Below are 18,673 nucleotides of genomic sequence, written 5' to 3'. Positions count from 1 at the left end.
CTCAGCCCTAGCCACCCATATTCATCGGATCCGCGCCATGGCGCAGTGGAAGGCCGTGACCGCTGCAATTGCCTGAGTTTACCGCCAAGCGACTTTTCGGCCGTTGATCAAACAACGTGACATCGCCGTCTTATGTTATCTGGCGTTGGTGCACGGATGTGGAACTGAACGGATGGGGCAAGGTGACGAAGGGCGGTGAGCAGCGTGTCGGCGACCTCGCTCCCGACCACCGTGTCGAGCGTGTCGAGAGTTCCGCCAGGCCCGCTCCCAAAAGATCGAAGCGGGAAAAGGCCGTCAATTCGACAGAAAGGTCGAGAAATGCATCGAAACGGCTGCTCATGCGATCGCCTCCGCCTGCCCGGTGACAGCTGCCTGTTTTGCACTGTGGGGAATCTCGTAGGTGGGGCTGCTGTACTTACCGGGATGGCCCGGCAGGGGATTGCGGATCAGTTCAACGATTATATTGCGGAATTCGAACATGATCGGAACGGCTTCCAGCAGCAAGCTCGGCTGGCCATTATAGGCACGCGTCAAAAGCTCCAGAAACTCGCCATAACATGTATTGAAGTCGGTCGCCGCCTCACGCAATTCCGAGCCTTCGGATATTTCCGCCACCTTGAGGTTCGGTTTGATGGGATAAGCGCCTTCCCAGTCGACCTGCAAATGCGGACCCGTGGGGTGGTCGGGCTGATCACCTTTCCGGTAATAGCGGCCTTTGACCAGTTCATCGAAACGATAGTAATGGGCCAGTTCGTGCTCGTCATCGTCGTAGATACCGCCACCGTCACCTTCGCCCTGTTCCATGATGAGCTCTATGGCTTCGAGGGCGCTTTTCAGATCGGTCACGGGAAACAACTCACCGCCTCCGGAATAATAATATTCCGAGGTAATCTGGCGAAACTTGTCGCCGATAAAAATCGTTGTGCCCGCCCGGCGCGCTTCGGCTTCTAAGTATTTGATGCCGTCTGCGATTGCCGAATAGAACTCGCCAATACTGTAAAAATGGAGATCTTCGTGCCTCGGATCACTGCCAAGCGCTGTGATATGCGGGGAGTTCTTGCGTTGTATCAGGCCCTTGCCAGCGAGATGTTCGGGGCGCCGGGCCGCGCGCTCGATTTTCAAGAATGTCGCCAGCGCTTCACGGCTGAAAGCCTGTATGCTGACCTTAAAGTCGGTCTCGCCGTCAGGGAGCGAGGCGGGATAGTTAACCGCGAAATCTGGCCTAGTAAGATCCGGCGTGCCACCGATGGCATTAAGGATATTGGCCGCAATGGTCAAATCCAGCATTTCTTCCACGACGATCACGCGAAGAACTTGCGCCGCATCCCGGTTTACACCGGGCTTGATCGAGTAAAGTGCCGTCAGATACGGCGGAATCGTCGCATGTTCGAGCTGCATCGCACGGTGGAGAAACTCTTTCAGCTCATCGAGCGTCTTAATGCCATAAGGATCCATCCTCAAGCTCCCTGGAATATAGTTAGGTGCACAGTCGGGCTTCGTGTCGCTTGCGTCGAGTTCCGCAGTTCGTTCCGCGTATCGGATATTGGTCTTTGTTCAGTGCAGATATTCAGAATGTCGCGACTGCTTCGGAAGCACGTGGCGGCCAGCGTCAAGGTGACATTGGCTATACCGAATCGGCCCACGAGGTAGAGGTTTTCGTGGTCCCAGCTGCGCTGGTTCTTGTCCACGACGGAATTGGTCTTCGTCGTTCCCATGATGTGGGTGCCGGTGCCGCCGCGGATCGCATCGCCGTGCCCCCCATAGGCCACATAGCCGAAATCGCTGGGGTCATAATGGGTATGATCCTGCGCGCCCAGACGCGTAAAGACGGTGCGCGCAAACTGGCGGCCATAGGCGGCACCCTTCATGGTATATTCCGGAACCGTGAACGACAGGATGGGCCGCATATTGCCGCATAAGGTCCGGATTGAACGATATAGGTCGAGCTATCGGTTTCCCCCGCCTGCAGCTTGCGAAGCTGCGTGCTGCGGGGCATGGCTGCGTTCGCATTCAGCGGAAAGGGCGACTGGTTATCCTTGGTGGCTGCCGAATAGAAGGTCGTCAGCAGAACGTTATAGGCTGCCAAAGAGCTATGGGCACCGGTTCCGGCTTCAAGCACAAGGACACGCTTGCCAGCTTCTGCAGCCTGCTTGGCAATTATAGCTCCGGAAATGCCGGAACCAACGACGACGATATCGTAGTCGCCAGACGCTGCGACAGACTTGGAATCCGCCTTCAGCGCTGATTCGAGTGGGAAAAGCACTTTGATCCTCCATCATTCCCGCAAAGCCGCATCAGGAAAAATAGCGCGACAACGCAACCAAGTCGGTCTGCGCGAAGGCAGGTGTCAGAGTAACCACAGGCGCAAGAGCGCCGATAGCCACGCCTGTACTGGTCAAATCCGCAACTGTCGTCGGCTGACTCCAAAACGCTGCTGTCATCGGCTGACTCCACAATTGATTGAAATTTGGCGGGACAAGACGCCGCTAGACTAGCTGTAATTATGATGTCGTAAATAAGTACTATTGCTCAGTTTGTTGCCGTTTCCGATGAGGTCGTCCTTTGTTTGGAGATGATTGCGCCGCCGGCTCCCGGATGGGCGCTGTCACGTTGTTTGAATGTGGCCACGTGAGGCCGAGCCTGCGCTTTTCAGGCAGGCCGTGCACTCACGGCTTCCCACGAGGCCATTGCCTGGCGTCGATGGGTTCGAATTTGTGCTGCGGAGCGGTTGGTCTGGATGGGACGAAGAGGTTTCGGACGGCGGAGAAGATCGACACGAAATGTTGCAATGAGCCAACCGACCGGAAACCCTGTCGCGTTTGCTCCCGTTTTCTCAACGGCAGGTGAGAACTCTCCGCCCGGTTGTTCAAGCCTTTATGCGAGCGGTGTTCCACGTTCGGCATGACCTGGTGTTTGGCCGCCCCGTCGGAGCGCAATTTGTCGGTGATCATAGGCTTTGGCGGCATGCCCGGCTTCTTCAGAAGTCGCGTCAGCAGGCGCTTGGCCGCCTTGGTGTTACGGCGTGTCTGGACGATCTCGTCGAGCACATATCCGTCCTGATCAACCGCTCTCCACAACCAGCATTTTCGACCGTTGATGCGCACCACGACTTCATCGAGGTGCCAGACATCGTCTTTCGTCGGCGCCTTGGGGCGTATGCGGCGCGCATAATCAAGGCCATGCTTTCGGCACCATCGGCGGATGGTCTCGTAGGAAAGACGATCCCGCGATCGAGCAGCATTTCCTCGACATCACGCAGGCTCAGATTAAAGCGAAAGTAAAGCCAGACAGCACGGGCTACGATTTCGATCGGATAGCGGTGGTTCTTGTAGGTCGGTGCACTCACGCTCATGGGTGCGCTGCAACCTCAATTTCCTTACCGCTCAATCAATGTGACAATAACCCAAAGATTATTGGTGATGATCGAGGCGCTGGCCGCCGCGAAAAAAGTGAACAGGCCACCCAATGCGCGGCGGTTTGCGCAAGTTAGGAAGTGACTCGGCGATTGGACTTGTCTCTTATGAACCGGAGATGGGAGCAGCGCGGCAAGAACGACGACGCCCGCATAATTCATCTGTCAATCAGCATCCCAAAATTCACCCCTTATCGGCATCCAATTTTGGCTCTGACGCAATTTTGGTGGTGATGGATTTTATTCCGTGCCGATGACGCGGGCCTGGAGGAGGTCAATCTTTCCGCGGCCATACATCTGGCGTTTCACCAATTTGAGCTTGGTGATCTGCCCTTCGGTCTGGCCATTCGACCATGGCGACGTGATCGCGGCGCTGACGGCTGCACGGTCCTTGACGACGCCGTTAGCGAAGGACGCGACCAAGCCTGTTCGAGCTTTCTCCAACCATGGATCGAGATCAGTTGGACGATGTGGTCGAGCCTCGCAGTTCGCCGCGACGAAGGCGCGAGAACGTCCCCGTCAAAGCGCTCGGTGAAGATTCGCCGGCCGCACAACACTGCGTCGCAGTGGAATCGTCGCGCATCAATGACAAGTCGAACAGGCTTTCCCACCAACGGCAGGTCAGCCAAGCGTCGTTGATATCGACTGTGGATTCGTTCCGACCTTGTTCCGCAGACTGGGCAAAGGCTTGCTGTGCTCGCCGGACGAATTGCGATCAACATGCGTCATCAATGGCTGTATTGTAGACCACAAAACCGCGAGGAACGAGCGTCGACGACCGGAGCGAATGACCCATGGTGCTGATTCCTTATGTGAAACCAACATCAGCCAGCACTCGATTTCATCAAAAGTGAGTCAGAGCCAAATTTGCACGCCGAAACACACACAACACGTGGCTGCCGTCGAAACAAGTTCGACGACAACCACGCTGCCTCGGGAGGCGAAAGGTTTTCCCGACAATCCGGTCTTCCGGATGAGGTAGCAGGGTCAGCTACTATTCGTGCACATTCGACGAACCCGCCGCGAGAATCGTTGGGCGCGCCACGCTAGACTATCGCGCCGCCGGTGTGAGGCGGGCTACCGCTTCGGTTCCACCCGATCGCAACTTTCGCAGGAAAGCGCTTGTCCTGTCGATGTGGCAGCCCGTACTGCCGCTGGCTCATCGAGAAATCTCGATTTTTTTCGTGCGTCCGTGGATGCCCATCTCAGTGTCGCAGGCTCCGGTTCAAGGATTAACTTCAACTTGAACCGTGTGTACCGCGTTTCTCGCGTCAGTCAACTGCTGTCCCTCCCCAAGTTCGTCCGTGCACCGACATAGCAAGATATTCTGGCCTGATGAAGGGGTCCATGGCAACTCGAACCGCTGCCAACTTCTACCCTCGCGCGGCCCTACTGCGGCAGTCCGCCATGAGCCTCCACCGTCCACGCTAACCTCGACGCTAGAGATCTGGCGATCTCCCCAAGCCCAGCCCCATATTTTCGTTGGCATTTCCGCTGACAGCAGATCTCTTGGCGACGGCGATACGATAACGGACTCCGGGGCAACGCCCCAAACCGGCTTCATCCCCGACGCCGTAGGGTCATTGTAGAAGCGCGTCGTATAGGCGCCGCTTGCGCGCCGATCCGCAGCCGTGATCGAACCAACTCATTTTACGGAGTTTGCCCATACCAACCTGGCACGACCAATCGAACCGGTCCTCCGCGCGCTGGAGTGAGTGGCCGACCGTTGATCTCAAGCGCGAGGATAACTTCTTCTGCACACGGCGTGGGCAATAACTTCGGCGGGAAAGCGATGTCGACGATTGAGTGGATCACGGTCTGTCATCAACCTTCATCGCACATCGAATTCCATATTCCGTTAAGTTGACGATGCCCCGGCGAGCGTCCGCAATTCCTTCGCCTCGGGTGTCAATACGATGAATGTCGCCTGGGCGAACGCCCGATCCAGGCCGCTGAGCCCATTTTCCGAAGCAGACGAATTTCGGCCTGGTCAACGAGGCGCTCAAGGCTGGATATCGGCGGCAAAAAATATGCCGTCAACTTTATCCTCAAGGACCCGCAGTTCGATCCTTGGCACATTGATACCGTCTTAGCGTACTGTGGGTTTGATTGTTGGTCCATGAGTGGCCATGTCGATTGCTGGTGGCCATTCGCCTTTTCAAACGCCAGTTCCATAAATCTGCTTATGCGATATGTTATTGTAAGGGCTATTTAGTAATGCGACAGTTGGGCCAGTTAGAGATGCGACAGTCTCGCCTCTCGACGCACTGGTCAAAGCCAACGTTGGGAGCAAGGATGACGATCTTCAGCCTGGTCGAGACCATGAGCGGTTGGAGTCGTCATGTCCTTTATGATCACCATGTCGCAGAAAGAGTTGCATCGCCTCGAAGTCATCCAGAAGATCCGTGACGAACGCCTGAGCGTTGTCCAGGCTGCCGAACTGCTTGGGCTCAGCCGAAGTCAGGTCCATCGGCTGCTGCAGGCTTATGACCGGAATGGTCCAGCCGGCCTTGTTTCCAAGAAGCGATCACAGCCGAGCAACCGGCGCCACAGCGAGGAGTTTCGCAATGCGGCGCTGGATCTGATCCGCGAGCACTATCTGGATTTCGGTCCGACGCTGGCGCGCGAGAAGCTGATCGAACTGCATCAGATCTCGGTCGCCAAGGAGACGCTGCGGCAATGGATGACCGAGGCCGGTCTCTGGGTCTCGCGGCGTGAGCGCAAGAAGCGGGTTTTCCAGCCACGTGGCCGGCGCGACTGTTTCGGTGAGTTGGTTCAGATCGATGGCTCGCATCACTGGTGGCTTGAGAACCGCGGTCCCAAATGCGCCCTGCTCGTCTATATCGACGATGCGACCGGCAAGCTGCTGCATCTGCGGTTCGCCGGATCAGAGAACACGTTCGACTATCTGCATGCGACGAAAGCCTATCTGCAGCAATGGGGCAAACCGCTGGCTTTCTACAGCGACAAGCATGGTGTCTTTCGTTCGACCCATGCGTCGGAGAAGGACCGGACGAGCGGCCTGACGCAGTTCGGTCGGGCGCTTTATGAGCTGAACATCGACATCATCTGCGCCAACACTCCGCAGGCCAAGGGCCGTGTGGAACGTGCCAATCAGACATTGCAGGATCGGTTGGTGAAGGAGATGCGGCTTCGCGGCATCGATACGATCGAGGCGGCCAACGCCTATGCATCAGAATTCATTGCGGATTTCAACGCGCGTTTCGGCAAACCGCCACGCAATCCGAAGGACATGCACCGAGCGCTGGCCGACCATGAGAACCTCGATGGCGCCATGTGCCGGAAGGAAGTCCGCACGCTGTCGCAGTCGCTGACGCTGCGTTACGACAAGGTCTTGTTCATTCTCGATCCGACGGAGCGGGCCAAAGGGCTGGCGGGAAAGAAGGTCGTTGTCTGCGACTACCCGGACGGCCGCCTCGAGATCATGCACGAGAGCTTCACCCTCCCCTACAGAACCTTCGACAAGTTGCGGTCGGTCCACCGGGCAGAGGTTGTCGAGAACAAGCGTCTCGACGACATGCTTTCCGTCGTCGCTGAGCTGCAGGCTGGGCGGGAACAGCAGCGCAGCAAGAGCGGCCCCCGCCGCACCGGCCAGACGGATCATATGTTCGGTATTCCCGATGGCAGCCAGGGCAATGGTTATCAGAAGCGTGGCCGCAAGCCTGGCCGGCGGACGGACTTCATGAATGATCCGGAGGTCATCGCAAAAAGGCAGAAGGCGCTGGCACGGATGGAGGCAGCGGAATGATCGCCTGCATTCACAGTCTCAAAGCTAAAGCCGAAGGGGTGCGTCTCATCCGCCCCCTCCCTTCCCTTGCAACCCGGCCCAGCCGGTCCGGTCGGGGGCTTGCCTCAGCGCAAGTGGACATGCCGAGTGTCGCATTTCTAAATGGCTGACAGCGTCGCGCATCTAATCAGCTTTGACAGTTATAACATACCTATGTATGGTCATGCCTCTCCCACGGTCCGACTGTCGGGACGACACTTCAGCGCCCTACACCATCATCCCTTATTAACGGCAGGAGCGCCGAACCTGCATCATTGATGCCCTACGAACTGAGCCCGGTCCGTTCCGTAGGGAAATCAACATGGCGACGCATCGCCACCACCCGCTACGACCCTTGCGCGCACATCTCTCCTCGGCCATCTGCATCGCAACAACCGTCACCTTGTGAGATCAAGGGCCTTCAGTCTAGCGGAACGACAGAAACCGTTTCAGGCTCAAACCGGCCAACAAAATGTAAGGCGGCATGCCGAGCGAATAGTGACCACAGTTTAATTCTAAAATGTTTGGCCTAGCTCCGGCGGCCTTCAGCCTCTGCATGAACCCTTGTGATATCTCTGGCAGAACAACCTTGTCTCTCTTAGCCAACACAACGTGAAGTTCGAGATCGGTCCGTGCCAAATTGTGCGCGTAATTCTCTAGGTTAAGCGGACCCCATGCCCTTCTGAGCTCGGTCAGCTCAATAACGGGTTCAAGGCTTTCACGTATCGATAGTGTCGCGCGCCCTGTCCAAACCATGTCCGCGAGACTTCCTGCTGTAAGAAACAACGAGGCTTTTGACACAGCCGAGTCGTGCGCAGCGATCAACCCCGCGACCCAGGAACCTAAGCTCATACCGAGAACGGAAATCTCTCGATAGCCTTCGCTTTTCAACCAACGAATGAGTGTTCGCCCGTCCCATACCGCCTGCCGTACAGACTGGATGGTTCGACCGAGATTAGGGCTAAGCATAAAATCGGCGTACACGGACCCGGAACGGCTGCGCTCGAAATGATAGGGCATAGCGATCTCGACAACCGTGATTCCACGCCGTGAGAAAAAGTTGGCAATCTGACGATTGCGTGCACTTGCATTCCAGTGATGAAAAATCACCAACGCCTGATCGAAGGATTCGCTTTCTGTGATTTTTGCCCAGACTACATTGTTCTCTTCGACGTCAGTGGACATGCCCGACGGAAATTTGATCCACCCGCCTTGCCGTTGAAAATGCTGATCGTCCCCGCTCAGCTCATCGAAAAAGGCTGGATCAGCCACGGCCTGGTCCGCAAGGACACAAAACTCGCCGATACTTCCTATGTTCTTGGCGCCTGGGAAGGCGAGGTTGGCATCAAGGACGAAATCGTCGATTTCCTTGGATTCCTCACCGCGTCGTGCCCGCCGCTCATCCCAACGATCAAGCCAACTATGATACATTCTGATTGCTTCCCCAGTCGCTCGCTCTCCATCGCCCAAGCTCTGGATCAATGAGGCCGTACATCGCGAGCAGCACTGCAAGGCACAGAAGGATCGAAAAGCCTGTAAATGCGTCGATCAGCAGGTAGCTGGCAAAAAGTAACCCTACTGCCGCTGACATCTTCCACATGGGCAAATGAAATCGGCTTCCGGCACCTAAACGGATGGAGCCGTAAAGAAAAACGATAATCGTCGAAATAGCGATAAGAAGGCTGCTGTAGTGGGTCGGCATCCTGTAGCTGAATCCGTTCCCCATGTCTTTGGCCTCAAGCAAAGCAGACGACATATCGGCGAGCAGCCAAGCCACAATGTCCTTTCCATTCGACGCCAAATAGGAGCTTTGGGCCTTCATGCATATGGCGATCAGAAGACCTAAAACAGTGCACCGAAAAATTCCGCGCATCACGCGTAAGCCGATTTCATGGACATGGTATTCATAATCAACTCGCGGCCGGTTCCTCGATGCTTCTCCGATTTTCCAAAGGTCATGAATCATCGTATGAAGCAAAATGAGACCTACGAAGAAGAGGTAGAAGCACAAGCACATGTAGAGATAAGCGAGCGCCGTGAACACAATCTCCATCGGCACCGATATGACTTCGGGCCGGACGAGCGCTAACTTTCCCCAATCTATCGCATAGTTGCCACCGCCTTTTACCAAAGGGATCAAGCACACGCCGATCCATTGAAACAGACCGGCGAACAACACGCAGACTATAAAGACCGCCCAATATGTATACGAAGAAGCATCTACGTTGCGGGGCCAAGCGTCGTCGCTTTCCACACGATTGCCCGCCGCTACAATCCGTAAGCGCCCTTCATTTTTCCAAAACAACAGCAACTCTATGACGAACGCAAAAAACAATGGCAAGAACACCATAAAGAGGAACGTCCAATTGGGCGCCCAGAGGAAACCTACCTGTTTGACGAGACCATCCGCCCGATTGTAAGTCGCGCTGTGGATCCCCACAATATACGAGAGAAACCCAAGGGCGGTGGCACCCGCAAATACCGACGCAGGTAGATCTAAGGGAGATCCGCGGCTGAATAGCGCCTCCGACCTCCTCGCCAAATTAAAACGTCGGCTCGGCTGATTAGCCTCAGTATCCCTTTCCAGCTTTGCCGGCGACTCCATCTCCTCATCGACGACATTCAGTGCCAGATTTGGAACCTCTGTCGCAGGGCTGCTTCCCGCTTTCTTCAAACCTCGCCTCTTCGCGGTCAAGCGAGATTGCGCCGCACTTAGCTCCATCTGCCATTCGCTTGTTGCTACGGGATCATCACACCCGAAGACCCTTGCCAGCCAACGAATATTGGTCGTGCTGATACCCTTCTCATTTTCTTGAAACCAAAGCTGGACCGTTCGCAGATCGACCCCAGTCCGGTTGGAATCGATCTGTGAAATCGCCTCAGCGAGAAGTTCAGGCGTCCACGGGCCTGCGGGAAAGCCATCACTTCCCAACGGCCGGCCCGCTCCTGCCGCGGCCAATTGTTTGAAGAGTTCTTTGAAATCACTTCCGTCTTTCGGCGGAGGGAGAAATAACTTTCCATTCTTTGGCAATGGCTTACCGGCTCTGGTTTCGTTTCGTTTCGGTAGATTTCGTGCGTTTGTGCCCGATTAACGGGTATCGCAACTACACGCAACTGCATAGCGATTCTACTATCAGGAGCAAAATTTTGAAGGTTGGATTTTGAATTCAGAACAGATGAGCAGCGAGTGAGAGGAGGAAGCCATTTTGCCGCTCGCTTGTACGAACGCCGGAGATTCCTCGCGCTGATCTCCCATCCGATAACCGGGTGACGACGACAATCGCGACAGACTGGTCCCAAGAGGAAGCTGCGCGTCAGTTCGACGTCGTGTGATGGCGAAGCTGGCTTCAAGGTTTGGAATTTAGCCAATGAACAATCATGCAAAATATGCAAACAGCATCTTCAGGAGGATCGGTTCAACCGGCCTCGTCATTTTCGAGAGAGATGGCACCCTCCTGAGAAGGACTAGTCCCTCCGGGGATTACATGCTGGGAGATATGAACGAAGAATTCGTTGAAATGTTAAGGCATCTGCGACACCTCAATTCTCGTTTCGGCTTTATTTCGGACGAGCGTGGGATGGACGCGGGTGCCTATGGAAGATCAGAATTCGCAACCCTGACCAAACTGCTTGACGCATTACTTAGCATCAGAGGTGCCATGCCGGATTTCTGGGTGGCATGGAGTGACGTCTCACGTGCAAGCGGATCCGGCCTACAGCGCCAGGCGGATCGGCAACAGGAGCCTGGCGCCGGAGCGATCTTTCAAGTTATGGAGCGGTATGGGATCGGCAGGAAGGAAACCGTATTCATCGGCAGCTCGACCGCTGGTAGCCTCGCTGCAAACGATGCGGGTGTCTCGGTAATCGACTACTTCAACAACCGAAGCGAGGGAACCGCTCAGAGTGGGGCCCGAAAGCATACCCCCAATTTGTCTTCGCCTGAAGCCACGGAGGTCCAGCGACTCCGCGCCAAGATCCAGGAGACGTTGGGCTGGTCCATCGCTGGAGAGCTTAACCGTGGCCAACAGTACGGTTCGCAAGGTTAGCGGGTGCGGTCCCTGTCCTTCTCCCGAGGCGGGCGAAGCTTGATCGATTTTGGTATGTCGCGATCCCGCGGCTGGGGTTTCGGGCGCTCCCGATTCGAACGATCTGTTTCCGGCGCGTCATGGTCGGCATTAGACCGGGCAATGCGAGATGCGTCGACAGAACGGTTGTTCGAACTCCTATTAACCACGCCCTGCTCCGCAATGTGGTCGCGACCGGCAGCCGACTTGGTTTCGAGGCTGTCCGAACTCCGCTTATCCCTGCCAGACTCCGTTCGGTCTCGATTCTTGCCAACGCGTGAGTCGAGCTGCAGCCCGACGACGGTTCCGATGATCTTCGTCGCCTGTTCGAAGATCAGCCGATCAGATGGGTTGGCAATCTTCCTGGCAACCGTCAGCGCGGTGTTCGCCAGCGTTTCCTTCGCCGCTTTTGCTTGCGCGGCACTGATGGGTGTGGATCGCAGCATGTGGTCTTCGCCTTTCTCTCGTGTGGGATCACGGCCTTCGCAGACCGCTGTTTCAAGTCGCCCGTATTCGCGCCGAAGCCCGATGGACAGATCGTGGCCGAGCTCGCGCGCGGTGCTCGGTGCACTGCGGTCCTTTGCAATACCTTCCAGCATCAGAATAACACGCCCGACGGAACGCCGGCTCTGTTCGAGCCGCTTCTTGGCCTCTTCACGCTTCGGCGCGGTCGGCGTGTCGCGCAACTTAGCCCTGACCTTGTCGACGACGTTTGATGGCGCCGTTGCTCCCATCCGCCGAAACATTTCCCACTCCCATCGTTTGACGGGCGGCGGTCCCGCTCGTTCGATGCGCTTCTGCCGATCGATCGGGATGCCGCGCTCCCGCGCCTTGTCAGCGAAACGGACCCGCCATTCGGTGAAGTCGCGGATATTGGGGTTGAGCATCTTTCCGCTGGCATTGCGCAGGGCAACGATGACATGCAGGTGCGGATGCTTTTCAAGATCATTGCGGTTATGGACGGCGTAGACATAGCGATGGCCCGCAAACTGTTCTCTCAGAAAATCTTGGCCTGCGAGGATGAACCGGTCACGATCGACATTGGCTGGCCCGGACAGCAACAGGTGCATGAAATCCCGTGGCTGGCGGGTCTGCACCAGAGCACCGACGATTTTGCCCTCGGCCGTCAGTTTCTTATGGTCTTTGGTCGTGACTTCGCGCCGTTCTCCGCCGCGCTCGTAACGGCCGCTCTTGCCGGGCCTGTCCCTAACGTGAGTTTTCGTCGACAGGGTTACCTCTGCCCCTGCCCGTTGCATCGCATGTAGGGTGGCTGTCAGGCCTTTCGATCCGGAGGAGAATTCGGCCGGATAGCGGGAAACGGGGGTGATCCCGCCGCCGCGCAAAGCCCTATCCAGTCGCTCGTCGATCGCACGGATATCATCGATTTCCGCAGGGATACGATTGGAGTTGCTTCGATCCGGCCTGTTCTTCTTCTCATGGGAAATCACGAGCGTAAAATGCAGACGGGTCCCGCCCTTCACACCCTCGCTGACGCTGAAGGCATAGGTTCGATCGCTGTCGCCCGGCCGACGGAACCCATCTTCCGCCAACGACCCGAGGGCGCGTGCTATGTCCTCGCGGTCGGCCTTTTCAAGCTCGTAGGTCAGACGGAGAATATCCTGGCTGCCTTTCCGGTTGCCAAACTCCCTTTCCCAGGAGCGCACGGCGGCATTAAGATCGGTGACCTCGCGACCATCCTGGTCGCGCGCTTTCTCTTCCTTGCTTTGATAGGCGAGGACGCTGCGGGCCGAACTTGCGCCGGCACCATAAGACAAGACCTTGACGACGACGGCATTGTTGCCGGCCGCGCGGCTGAACGCCGAGGCGGCCCCCGGATGCTTGGTTGAGGGCAAGCCAGTGTTCGGGAACGACGGCGGCTTCTTCGCACCGCCACCACCAGCCCCACGGCGCCGTAGCTCGTCTTCGATCAGATCGAAGTAGCTCGGCAGCCGACGACCTTCCGGTCTAGACGCGGAGCGACTTCTGGACAGGTCGTTCATCGTGGTTCCTGATCAGGTCGGCGATAAAGGTGGACGGCCTGATAAAGGCAGCGTTGCGGATCGCGTCGAGCGCGGTCATCACCTCGTGTAGCTTTTCCGCCATCGCTTCTGCTGCCGCGTCTTTCCGTCCGTCTACGCTGAGAAATTCCTCGTTCCGAAACGCAAGCTCGCGCAAAAACTGGTACATGTTTGCCAGCTGCCGGTCGTGCTCCTCGAGCATCGCCGGAATATGCATGATCTCCCTTGTGACAATGAGCTTGGCGACTATGTTGACGGAGACATCAAGCCTCCGGGCAAGGACGTCGAGGTTGCTTAAAACCTGAGGGGGCAGCCGGAACATAATGGCCGGTTCGCGCATGAACTACAGCCCCCTCGCCTTCAGAGCCTCGACAATCAACCGGTGCGTCGCCGAGGACAGTTGCTCGTGGCGTTCCAACGAAACCCGGAAGATCTTCGTCAGCACATCATCATCGAGATAAAGCGAGATGCGCTTGCGTTTCGTGGCGTCCCCTGCCGCCGTGGTTCCCTTGGCGGCCAATCGCTCACGTCGTCGATTTTTGTCCGGAGTGCGGGCTTCCGGTGATGTGACGCCAGGCGAGACGCCCTCACTCTGCTCTTCAGGAGCCTCATCGGGCATTAGCATTTCAAGGTCGATATTGGTCGGCATATAGGAGGTGGCGGTGTCCTCCACCTCCTTCGCCTGATCCTCTCTCGATCGGGCAAGGGCTAGAATGTTGCCGGCCGGTGTTCTTTCTCCCGCCATCGCGCTCAAGCTGCCTCCGCCTGCAGGAGGCCGATGAATTCGTTGTTGATCTTCTTCACGAGATCGATCGCATCGAGCACGCTCTCGCAAGCCCGACGCTTCGCTGATGGCGTCAGCGACGGGTTGTTCTCAATGCTGGCGAGCTTGGAATAGAGCGAACCGAAGCCGGCTCCGACATCGCTGAAATGGTTGCTCTTGCGAATGACCGTCTCCACTATGGGAATCCTGCCGCTCGTCAGGATCGCATGGACTTCCGGAAGCGACCGATTGTGTTTGAGAGCGATCATGTCGACGTAATTCCAGATCGCCGCGTAAGGGATCGGTTCTTGGGGCCGTTTTTTGGATATCTCCTTCAAAATGGTCGCGACCTTGATCGCTGACGTCGCGGCGGTCGGTTCCGGAATAATCGGGATGAGGACAGCATCGCACTCGTGATAGACCTCAATTGCGCGTTGATGGACGTAGCCGCCAACATCGTAGATGCGAATATCCGCTTCGGGTGTGTCGGCCATCCGGTTCCGAAACCGATCCCCGGGAGCCACTCGCACATGCAGCAACGTGCCGTCGGTCGGAAGCAGGCCGCGCTTCATCGAGACATTGTACCAGCGCGTCGAGGACTCCTGCTCATCGCAATCGATGAGCAGCGTTCTGTGTCCCTGTTGCGCGAACTCCGCTGCAAGATTGACATTCAGCGTCGATTTTCCCGCACCACCTTTGAACGTCGAGATAGCAAGCGAAAGTGGTTTGACTGCCATGGATTTCCTCACCCCTTGGCTCGAAAGTTAATGTCGCGGCGAACTGTGTTCGATCGCAGTAGCGGCCGACAGCCTGAGAATTTGGAGACAGGACATTGTGGGCTCCGGCGCGCCCTGCAAACGTGCCAGCTGCCTCTCCTTTAGGTCCGAAGATTGGCTCGCAACTGATCCTGCCGCCGCGCGGCAATCAGATCATCATCCAGCCTCGTGATCTCGCGTTCTTGGGCTGCATCAGCAACCGGATCCCTCGCCGGCCAAAATCGCAGGATGGCCGAGAAAAGCAACGTGAAGAAAGCAACCGTGGCAGCTTTGAACCATGAAGACTGCGCATAAAGATCCACCGCCCACTGCCATAGCGCTTGCGTCGATTCAACCGGCAGAAAGGCATACGAAAATGCCAGCGCAATACCGTATGCAACAAAGAACGCGACGAGAAGGCAGACGGCCGATACGACCAAAAAGTTCGCGATCAATGTTAAGAACCATGCCGCCCGAAACGGGAAGACAACAACCCTGAGCGCCTTTCTTGCCGCAGACATTACCCTTCTCCATCTGCACGTTTCCAGTGTCCGACAACACATACTGCAATCCTCGGACATTTTCCAGACTTGCACTGCAGTATAATTTCGTGCATGCTCGAAACAGTCAATAGATGACGGATGCGAGCATGAACAATGGCGCTCGGCGGTTCGACCGCCTCCTCTTTTGCACCCTTCTAAATGCCCTGATCGCCCTGCCCTTTGCCGCGCGGGCCGGCACGGTCTCGGATTTCGTCGGCTATTATCAGAACGCCTATGCAGAGGGCCGCGACCTGATCCCAGGACCGCAAATACCGCTGGACACCTCATCGATCGCGTCCCGACTTGATCTGCAAACTGTTAGCCCAAAGGCCGCGCTGAGCGGCAGCGCTTTTCTCGACGTCGATGGTTTCGTGATCAAACTGGCCGGCGTTCAGGGCTGCCTGTCGACCGAGCCACTGGAGTTTGCCGGAATGCCGACGACCTGTGCCATGATTTCGCTTGCCGGCATGACTGCGACGCTCGATGAGGCAAAGAAAGGCGCTGGCGATGCATTCCCATGCCACGTTTTCGCCCAAAATCCCGGCAAACCAGCGGTGCGTTTTGCCGAATGTTTTTTCGTCGAGAATGGAGCGGTTCGGTCGCTCTCCGAGGCGCTCATCCGCAAGGGCTTGGCGTTCGCTGCCCATGACCGCGCCGGGCGGCCTGTGTTTCCGGAATATCTGCAAGCAGAGGAAGCCGCACGCCGTGAACGAGCCGGCATCTGGGCGAGCGATCAGTTCGCGCACCCCAATGGCGAACGCTACCCCGTCAATTCGTCTACCAATTGATGCGGATTGGGTTCCTTATGTTCATTTCCACGATCACTGCTTCCGGTGTCTATGCTGCCACGACAATCATGCCCATGCTCGCCAACGGCAATGTCATGCGCGGTTCGTATTTCTGGCCACCGGTCGTCCCTGTTCAGGCATCGCAAACCGACATTCCCTCGGCCGTTGACACTGGTGGCGTCCAACCCGAATTCGTTCCGTTCCCCACGCAGGCGCAGTTCGAGACGGGCGACACCTGGATCTCCGGCGGGCGACGCTATCGCCTCTATGGTCTGCAGGCCTGTCTTCGTGGAACCAATGTCACCGTCTCTGCCGGTGTTATCAGGGATTGCGGAGAGGTCGATCTGATCATGGCGCAGGCGTTGATCCGAGACACGAGGCCCGTCTGCGCGACCATCAAAAATCTCGACCAGAACAACGCGGTCGTCGCATGCCAAACGACGACAGGCCGGCATCGGTACGACCTGGCGACTTATATGATTGCCCAAGGTTGGGGATTTGCAGCCGTCGACAGCGCGGGGCAACTGATCGTTCCAGGTTACAGGGTTGCTGAGGAAAGTGCGCGTTCGGCGCGCGTAGGACTTTGGGCCTATTCGGACCTGCCGCATCCGGTTTCCCTTCTCCAACAACAGGCGGGGGCACAACAATGAGAGTTGTGGCTGCCTCCATAGTATGGTTCGCAATGGCACCGACGGCATTGTTTGCGCAAAGCCGCCCAACCGATGTGCCGCGTCAGATCTACGGCAAGGTTCAGGTCGTTGATGCGACCACGTTCGAATTCGTCAAGAGCCGACAGATCGTCCGCCTGGCTGGATATGAAGCTCCTCGCCTTGAGCAGACGGCGACAAGCGATGGCGTGGAGTGGCCCGCCGGTCAGGTCTCGCGCGCGTGGATGATCCTCCGGACACTTGGGCAGAACGTCAACTGCGCGCCGGTTGACCGCGACACCAATAAGGTTCTGATTGCCCATTGCTTCGTCGGCGAGACAAATCTGGCAGCGACGGCAATTGCGGAAGGCATCGGCTATGCCTTCAATTATCGCAACGAGCCACAAGTCCCTGCCTATTTCGACATTGAGCGGAAAGCCAGGGGGCTAGGATATGGCGTCTGGTCGTCACCGGACCTGCTTCCCCCTTGGCTTTACACCGCATCGAAGGCGACCGCAGAGAAGCAGGACGGCCAGTCACCAGAAGCCGACACAGGCCTGCCTCTGCCGTTGCCTGTTACCCAAACGGCGCGCTGAACTCAAAGAGGTGCAAGGAGTTTGAATGAATCGTATCTTTGGTTCCCTTAGTATTGCAGCGTTCCTGCTCGTCGTCGCTCCGGTCGCGAGCGGCGCGCAAGATGGCGCCACGCCTAATCCGACCGAACAGCGCGATCCGAACTTTTGCGGTGCCGGAGGCGCCGGCTGCGATCCGGCCGACGTGCAGCAATGGAAAGCGATCGGCAACAGGCTTGCCGATCTGTCATCGGCAGACCTTAGCCAATACGCCTACGCCTGCGCCAAACACGCGGACTGGAAGAAAGATTGCGAGACCGATCCGGTTGCAGTCCTCAAGCGACTGGGCATCGAGGGGTATTGAGTTTTCGATGGCCAAGCGTCCCGATACCGCGGTAGTTGCTGCCGCCATCGCCCTCCTTACTGGAACGGCGGGAGGATACGCGATCAATGAGCTGGCGCGACCTGGTCATATCGCCGAGCTGGAACAAGAGATCGCTCGCCTGAAGGAGGCGGCGCAGCAACCGTTGCCCGTCGACGCTCCGAGTGACGAAGAGGCAAGCGCTGCGATCGCGAGGTCTGGGCGTTCGATCAGGATTTCGGAGTGCAAGCCGCACCCATCTGTCCCCGGTGTCACCTGTACCGGCATCATCACAACGATATCAGGTTCCTTTGCCGGCTCGACGCAGCCGGGCGTGCTTTCCTTTGCGAGGATCGACGGGACCTGGGCGCAAATCCAATAGTCGATAACGGAGGCGAACTATGAGACCGTTCCTGATTATGGTCGCGGCATTGACAGGGACAGCCCTTGGCTTCCCGACCAGCGGTGCAAAAGCCGACGACGCCTCCTGGGGATGTCAGGTTCTGTTGTGTGCGGCATCGCAAAATCCGTCCTGGCACGGTGTTCCCTACTGTGTTCCACCTATGACAAAGCTCATCGCCGCGATGAAGCAACCGGGTTTTTCCTGGCCGATTTGCCATGAGGCCAAGGCCGGCAAGCCAGGACGAGAGGACTACGAGGATTGCCCGGCCGGAACGACCGTCGGCTACAGCTCGCAGGGCGATGATGGCTGGCGAGGCGAGCCCGACCAGTGCATCAAAACAGTCGATGTCTGCAGAACACTGATCGATCGCAATGCCAATATGAGGCAGTCAGGTATGACGATAGGGCGCGGTTTCGGCAACGGCCGCGATGGTTGCATCCAGGAAGCTGCCACCCCGCGACCGCGGCGAGCCGATCCCTATTTCTTCGATATCCCAAATGACCAAGGCGTGAAGGAAAGGTTCTGGTTTAACCTCAATCACTAGCCAACGCCGATCATGCT

At 57.2% G+C, this 18,673-nt stretch carries 18 protein-coding genes and 6 pseudogenes; 9 read left to right on the top strand and 15 right to left on the bottom strand.

The features are described from left to right. Positions 1 to 76 (top strand): annotated as a pseudogene (locus HFO99_RS24610) (IS6 family transposase); the annotation flags it as partial. Positions 77 to 336: 260 nt separating this feature from the next. On the opposite strand, the gene HFO99_RS24605 reads toward HFO99_RS24610, so the two are convergent. From HFO99_RS24605 to HFO99_RS24585, 8 genes and pseudogenes are all read right to left on the bottom strand, one after another. Continuing rightward, entirely contained in the window at positions 337 to 1,455 is a 1,119-nt protein-coding gene (locus HFO99_RS24605; protein WP_222364150.1) for a ferritin-like domain-containing protein, read from the bottom strand. Between the two features lie 2 nt (positions 1,456 to 1,457). After that, the gene (locus HFO99_RS33615) at positions 1,458 to 1,868 is read right to left on the bottom strand and encodes a GMC oxidoreductase (protein WP_260689953.1); all 411 of its coding nucleotides are present in this window, start codon (positions 1,866 to 1,868) and stop codon (positions 1,458 to 1,460) included. Continuing rightward, positions 1,865 to 2,263: an FAD-dependent oxidoreductase gene (locus HFO99_RS33610; RefSeq protein ID WP_313903439.1), complete on the bottom strand. Its 399-nt coding sequence runs from the start codon at positions 2,261 to 2,263 to the stop codon at positions 1,865 to 1,867. The genes HFO99_RS33615 and HFO99_RS33610 overlap by 4 nt, the downstream gene beginning before the upstream one ends. A gap of 34 nt (positions 2,264 to 2,297) precedes the next feature. After that, positions 2,298 to 2,441, bottom strand: a pseudogene (locus tag HFO99_RS33605) (glucoamylase); the annotation flags it as partial. 208 nt (positions 2,442 to 2,649) lie between these two features. After that, positions 2,650 to 3,352: pseudogene (locus HFO99_RS24595) on the bottom strand (IS6 family transposase). A gap of 300 nt (positions 3,353 to 3,652) precedes the next feature. After that, positions 3,653 to 3,871 (bottom strand): annotated as a pseudogene (locus HFO99_RS24590) (transposase); the annotation flags it as partial. Positions 3,872 to 3,981: 110 nt separating this feature from the next. Then, positions 3,982 to 4,134: pseudogene (locus HFO99_RS33600) on the bottom strand (transposase family protein); the annotation flags it as partial. Between the two features lie 503 nt (positions 4,135 to 4,637). After that, positions 4,638 to 5,170, bottom strand: a pseudogene (locus tag HFO99_RS24585) (molybdopterin-dependent oxidoreductase); the annotation flags it as partial. A gap of 583 nt (positions 5,171 to 5,753) precedes the next feature. Between HFO99_RS24585 and HFO99_RS24580 the strand changes: the two are divergent. Further along, a complete protein-coding gene (locus HFO99_RS24580; protein WP_222364149.1) occupies positions 5,754 to 7,181 on the top strand; it encodes an ISNCY family transposase in 1,428 nt (475 codons plus the stop codon). A gap of 444 nt (positions 7,182 to 7,625) precedes the next feature. Here the strand turns inward: HFO99_RS24580 and HFO99_RS24575 are convergent, their stop codons facing one another. Together HFO99_RS24575 and HFO99_RS24570 are read right to left on the bottom strand one after the other, a co-directional pair. Continuing rightward, positions 7,626 to 8,630, bottom strand: coding sequence for an RcgR family putative quorum lactone hydrolase (locus HFO99_RS24575; RefSeq protein WP_222364148.1), 1,005 nt, complete (start codon positions 8,628 to 8,630; stop codon positions 7,626 to 7,628). Next, complete coding sequence (locus tag HFO99_RS24570) at positions 8,620 to 10,230, bottom strand: RcgA family putative transporter (RefSeq protein WP_222364147.1); 1,611 nt, start codon at positions 10,228 to 10,230, stop codon at positions 8,620 to 8,622. The genes HFO99_RS24575 and HFO99_RS24570 overlap by 11 nt, the downstream gene beginning before the upstream one ends. A 337-nt stretch (positions 10,231 to 10,567) precedes the next feature. On the opposite strand from HFO99_RS24570, the gene HFO99_RS24565 reads away from it, so the two are divergent. Then, positions 10,568 to 11,245, top strand: a complete 678-nt coding sequence (locus tag HFO99_RS24565) for a hypothetical protein (protein ID WP_222364146.1) — start codon at positions 10,568 to 10,570, stop codon at positions 11,243 to 11,245. On the opposite strand, the gene HFO99_RS24560 is transcribed toward HFO99_RS24565, so the two are convergent. The 5 genes from HFO99_RS24560 to HFO99_RS24540 all read right to left on the bottom strand — a co-directional run bounded on the left by HFO99_RS24560 (position 11,242) and on the right by HFO99_RS24540 (position 15,320). Then, complete coding sequence (locus tag HFO99_RS24560) at positions 11,242 to 13,263, bottom strand: relaxase/mobilization nuclease domain-containing protein (protein WP_222364145.1); 2,022 nt, start codon at positions 13,261 to 13,263, stop codon at positions 11,242 to 11,244. The genes HFO99_RS24565 and HFO99_RS24560 overlap by 4 nt on opposite strands. Then, on the bottom strand, positions 13,229 to 13,621 hold the full coding sequence (locus HFO99_RS24555) for a hypothetical protein (RefSeq protein ID WP_222364144.1): 393 nt from the start codon (positions 13,619 to 13,621) through the stop codon (positions 13,229 to 13,231). The genes HFO99_RS24560 and HFO99_RS24555 overlap by 35 nt, the downstream gene beginning before the upstream one ends. Positions 13,622 to 13,624: 3 nt before the next feature. Further along, positions 13,625 to 14,026, bottom strand: coding sequence for a hypothetical protein (locus HFO99_RS24550; RefSeq protein WP_222364161.1), 402 nt, complete (start codon positions 14,024 to 14,026; stop codon positions 13,625 to 13,627). 5 nt (positions 14,027 to 14,031) lie between these two features. Next, complete coding sequence (locus tag HFO99_RS24545; RefSeq protein ID WP_222364143.1) at positions 14,032 to 14,781, bottom strand: ParA family protein; 750 nt, start codon at positions 14,779 to 14,781, stop codon at positions 14,032 to 14,034. Positions 14,782 to 14,921: 140 nt separating this feature from the next. Then, positions 14,922 to 15,320 carry a hypothetical protein gene (locus HFO99_RS24540; RefSeq protein ID WP_222364142.1) on the bottom strand — a complete coding sequence of 133 codons (399 nt, stop codon included), beginning with the start codon at positions 15,318 to 15,320 and terminating at the stop codon, positions 14,922 to 14,924. Positions 15,321 to 15,448: 128 nt separating this feature from the next. Between HFO99_RS24540 and HFO99_RS24535 the strand changes: the two genes are divergently transcribed. From HFO99_RS24535 to HFO99_RS24510, 6 genes are all read left to right on the top strand, one after another. After that, a complete protein-coding gene (locus HFO99_RS24535; protein ID WP_222364141.1) occupies positions 15,449 to 16,129 on the top strand; it encodes a thermonuclease family protein in 681 nt (226 codons plus the stop codon). A gap of 68 nt (positions 16,130 to 16,197) precedes the next feature. Further along, positions 16,198 to 16,779 (top strand): thermonuclease family protein, encoded by a 582-nt coding sequence (locus HFO99_RS24530; RefSeq protein WP_261323309.1) that lies wholly within the window; start codon positions 16,198 to 16,200, stop codon positions 16,777 to 16,779. 32 nt (positions 16,780 to 16,811) lie between these two features. Beyond that, positions 16,812 to 17,372 (top strand): thermonuclease family protein, encoded by a 561-nt coding sequence (locus HFO99_RS24525; RefSeq protein ID WP_261323308.1) that lies wholly within the window; start codon positions 16,812 to 16,814, stop codon positions 17,370 to 17,372. Between the two features lie 25 nt (positions 17,373 to 17,397). Continuing rightward, positions 17,398 to 17,712, top strand: a complete 315-nt coding sequence (locus HFO99_RS24520; protein WP_222364138.1) for a hypothetical protein — start codon at positions 17,398 to 17,400, stop codon at positions 17,710 to 17,712. A 7-nt stretch (positions 17,713 to 17,719) separates the two neighbouring features. After that, entirely contained in the window at positions 17,720 to 18,091 is a 372-nt protein-coding gene (locus HFO99_RS24515; RefSeq protein WP_222364137.1) for a hypothetical protein, read from the top strand. A gap of 19 nt (positions 18,092 to 18,110) precedes the next feature. Further along, positions 18,111 to 18,656, top strand: coding sequence for a hypothetical protein (locus tag HFO99_RS24510; RefSeq protein WP_222364136.1), 546 nt, complete (start codon positions 18,111 to 18,113; stop codon positions 18,654 to 18,656). Positions 18,657 to 18,673 lie beyond the last annotated feature (17 nt).

It is taken from the genome of Rhizobium leguminosarum, from assembly GCF_019798305.1.
GTDB classification, from domain to species: domain Bacteria; phylum Pseudomonadota; class Alphaproteobacteria; order Rhizobiales; family Rhizobiaceae; genus Rhizobium; species Rhizobium leguminosarum_U.
This window is presented reverse-complemented; position numbering and strand designations above follow the sequence as displayed.

Coding starts and splice junctions, on each gene's coding strand:
- HFO99_RS24515 (WP_222364137.1), top strand. CDS start 17,720: ATGGCCAAGCGTCCCGATACCGCGGTAGTTGCTGCCGCCATCGCCCTC.
- HFO99_RS24565 (WP_222364146.1), top strand. CDS start 10,568: ATGAACAATCATGCAAAATATGCAAACAGCATCTTCAGGAGGATCGGT.
- HFO99_RS24575 (WP_222364148.1), bottom strand. CDS start 8,630: ATGTATCATAGTTGGCTTGATCGTTGGGATGAGCGGCGGGCACGACGC.
- HFO99_RS24525 (WP_261323308.1), top strand. CDS start 16,812: ATGGCACCGACGGCATTGTTTGCGCAAAGCCGCCCAACCGATGTGCCG.
- HFO99_RS24545 (WP_222364143.1), bottom strand. CDS start 14,781: ATGGCAGTCAAACCACTTTCGCTTGCTATCTCGACGTTCAAAGGTGGT.
- HFO99_RS24530 (WP_261323309.1), top strand. CDS start 16,198: ATGCCCATGCTCGCCAACGGCAATGTCATGCGCGGTTCGTATTTCTGG.
- HFO99_RS24555 (WP_222364144.1), bottom strand. CDS start 13,621: ATGCGCGAACCGGCCATTATGTTCCGGCTGCCCCCTCAGGTTTTAAGC.
- HFO99_RS24510 (WP_222364136.1), top strand. CDS start 18,111: ATGAGACCGTTCCTGATTATGGTCGCGGCATTGACAGGGACAGCCCTT.
- HFO99_RS24540 (WP_222364142.1), bottom strand. CDS start 15,320: ATGTCTGCGGCAAGAAAGGCGCTCAGGGTTGTTGTCTTCCCGTTTCGG.
- HFO99_RS24560 (WP_222364145.1), bottom strand. CDS start 13,263: ATGAACGACCTGTCCAGAAGTCGCTCCGCGTCTAGACCGGAAGGTCGT.
- HFO99_RS24520 (WP_222364138.1), top strand. CDS start 17,398: ATGAATCGTATCTTTGGTTCCCTTAGTATTGCAGCGTTCCTGCTCGTC.
- HFO99_RS33615 (WP_260689953.1), bottom strand. CDS start 1,868: ATGAAGGGTGCCGCCTATGGCCGCCAGTTTGCGCGCACCGTCTTTACG.
- HFO99_RS24605 (WP_222364150.1), bottom strand. CDS start 1,455: ATGGATCCTTATGGCATTAAGACGCTCGATGAGCTGAAAGAGTTTCTC.
- HFO99_RS24550 (WP_222364161.1), bottom strand. CDS start 14,026: ATGGCGGGAGAAAGAACACCGGCCGGCAACATTCTAGCCCTTGCCCGA.
- HFO99_RS24535 (WP_222364141.1), top strand. CDS start 15,449: ATGAACAATGGCGCTCGGCGGTTCGACCGCCTCCTCTTTTGCACCCTT.
- HFO99_RS24580 (WP_222364149.1), top strand. CDS start 5,754: ATGTCCTTTATGATCACCATGTCGCAGAAAGAGTTGCATCGCCTCGAA.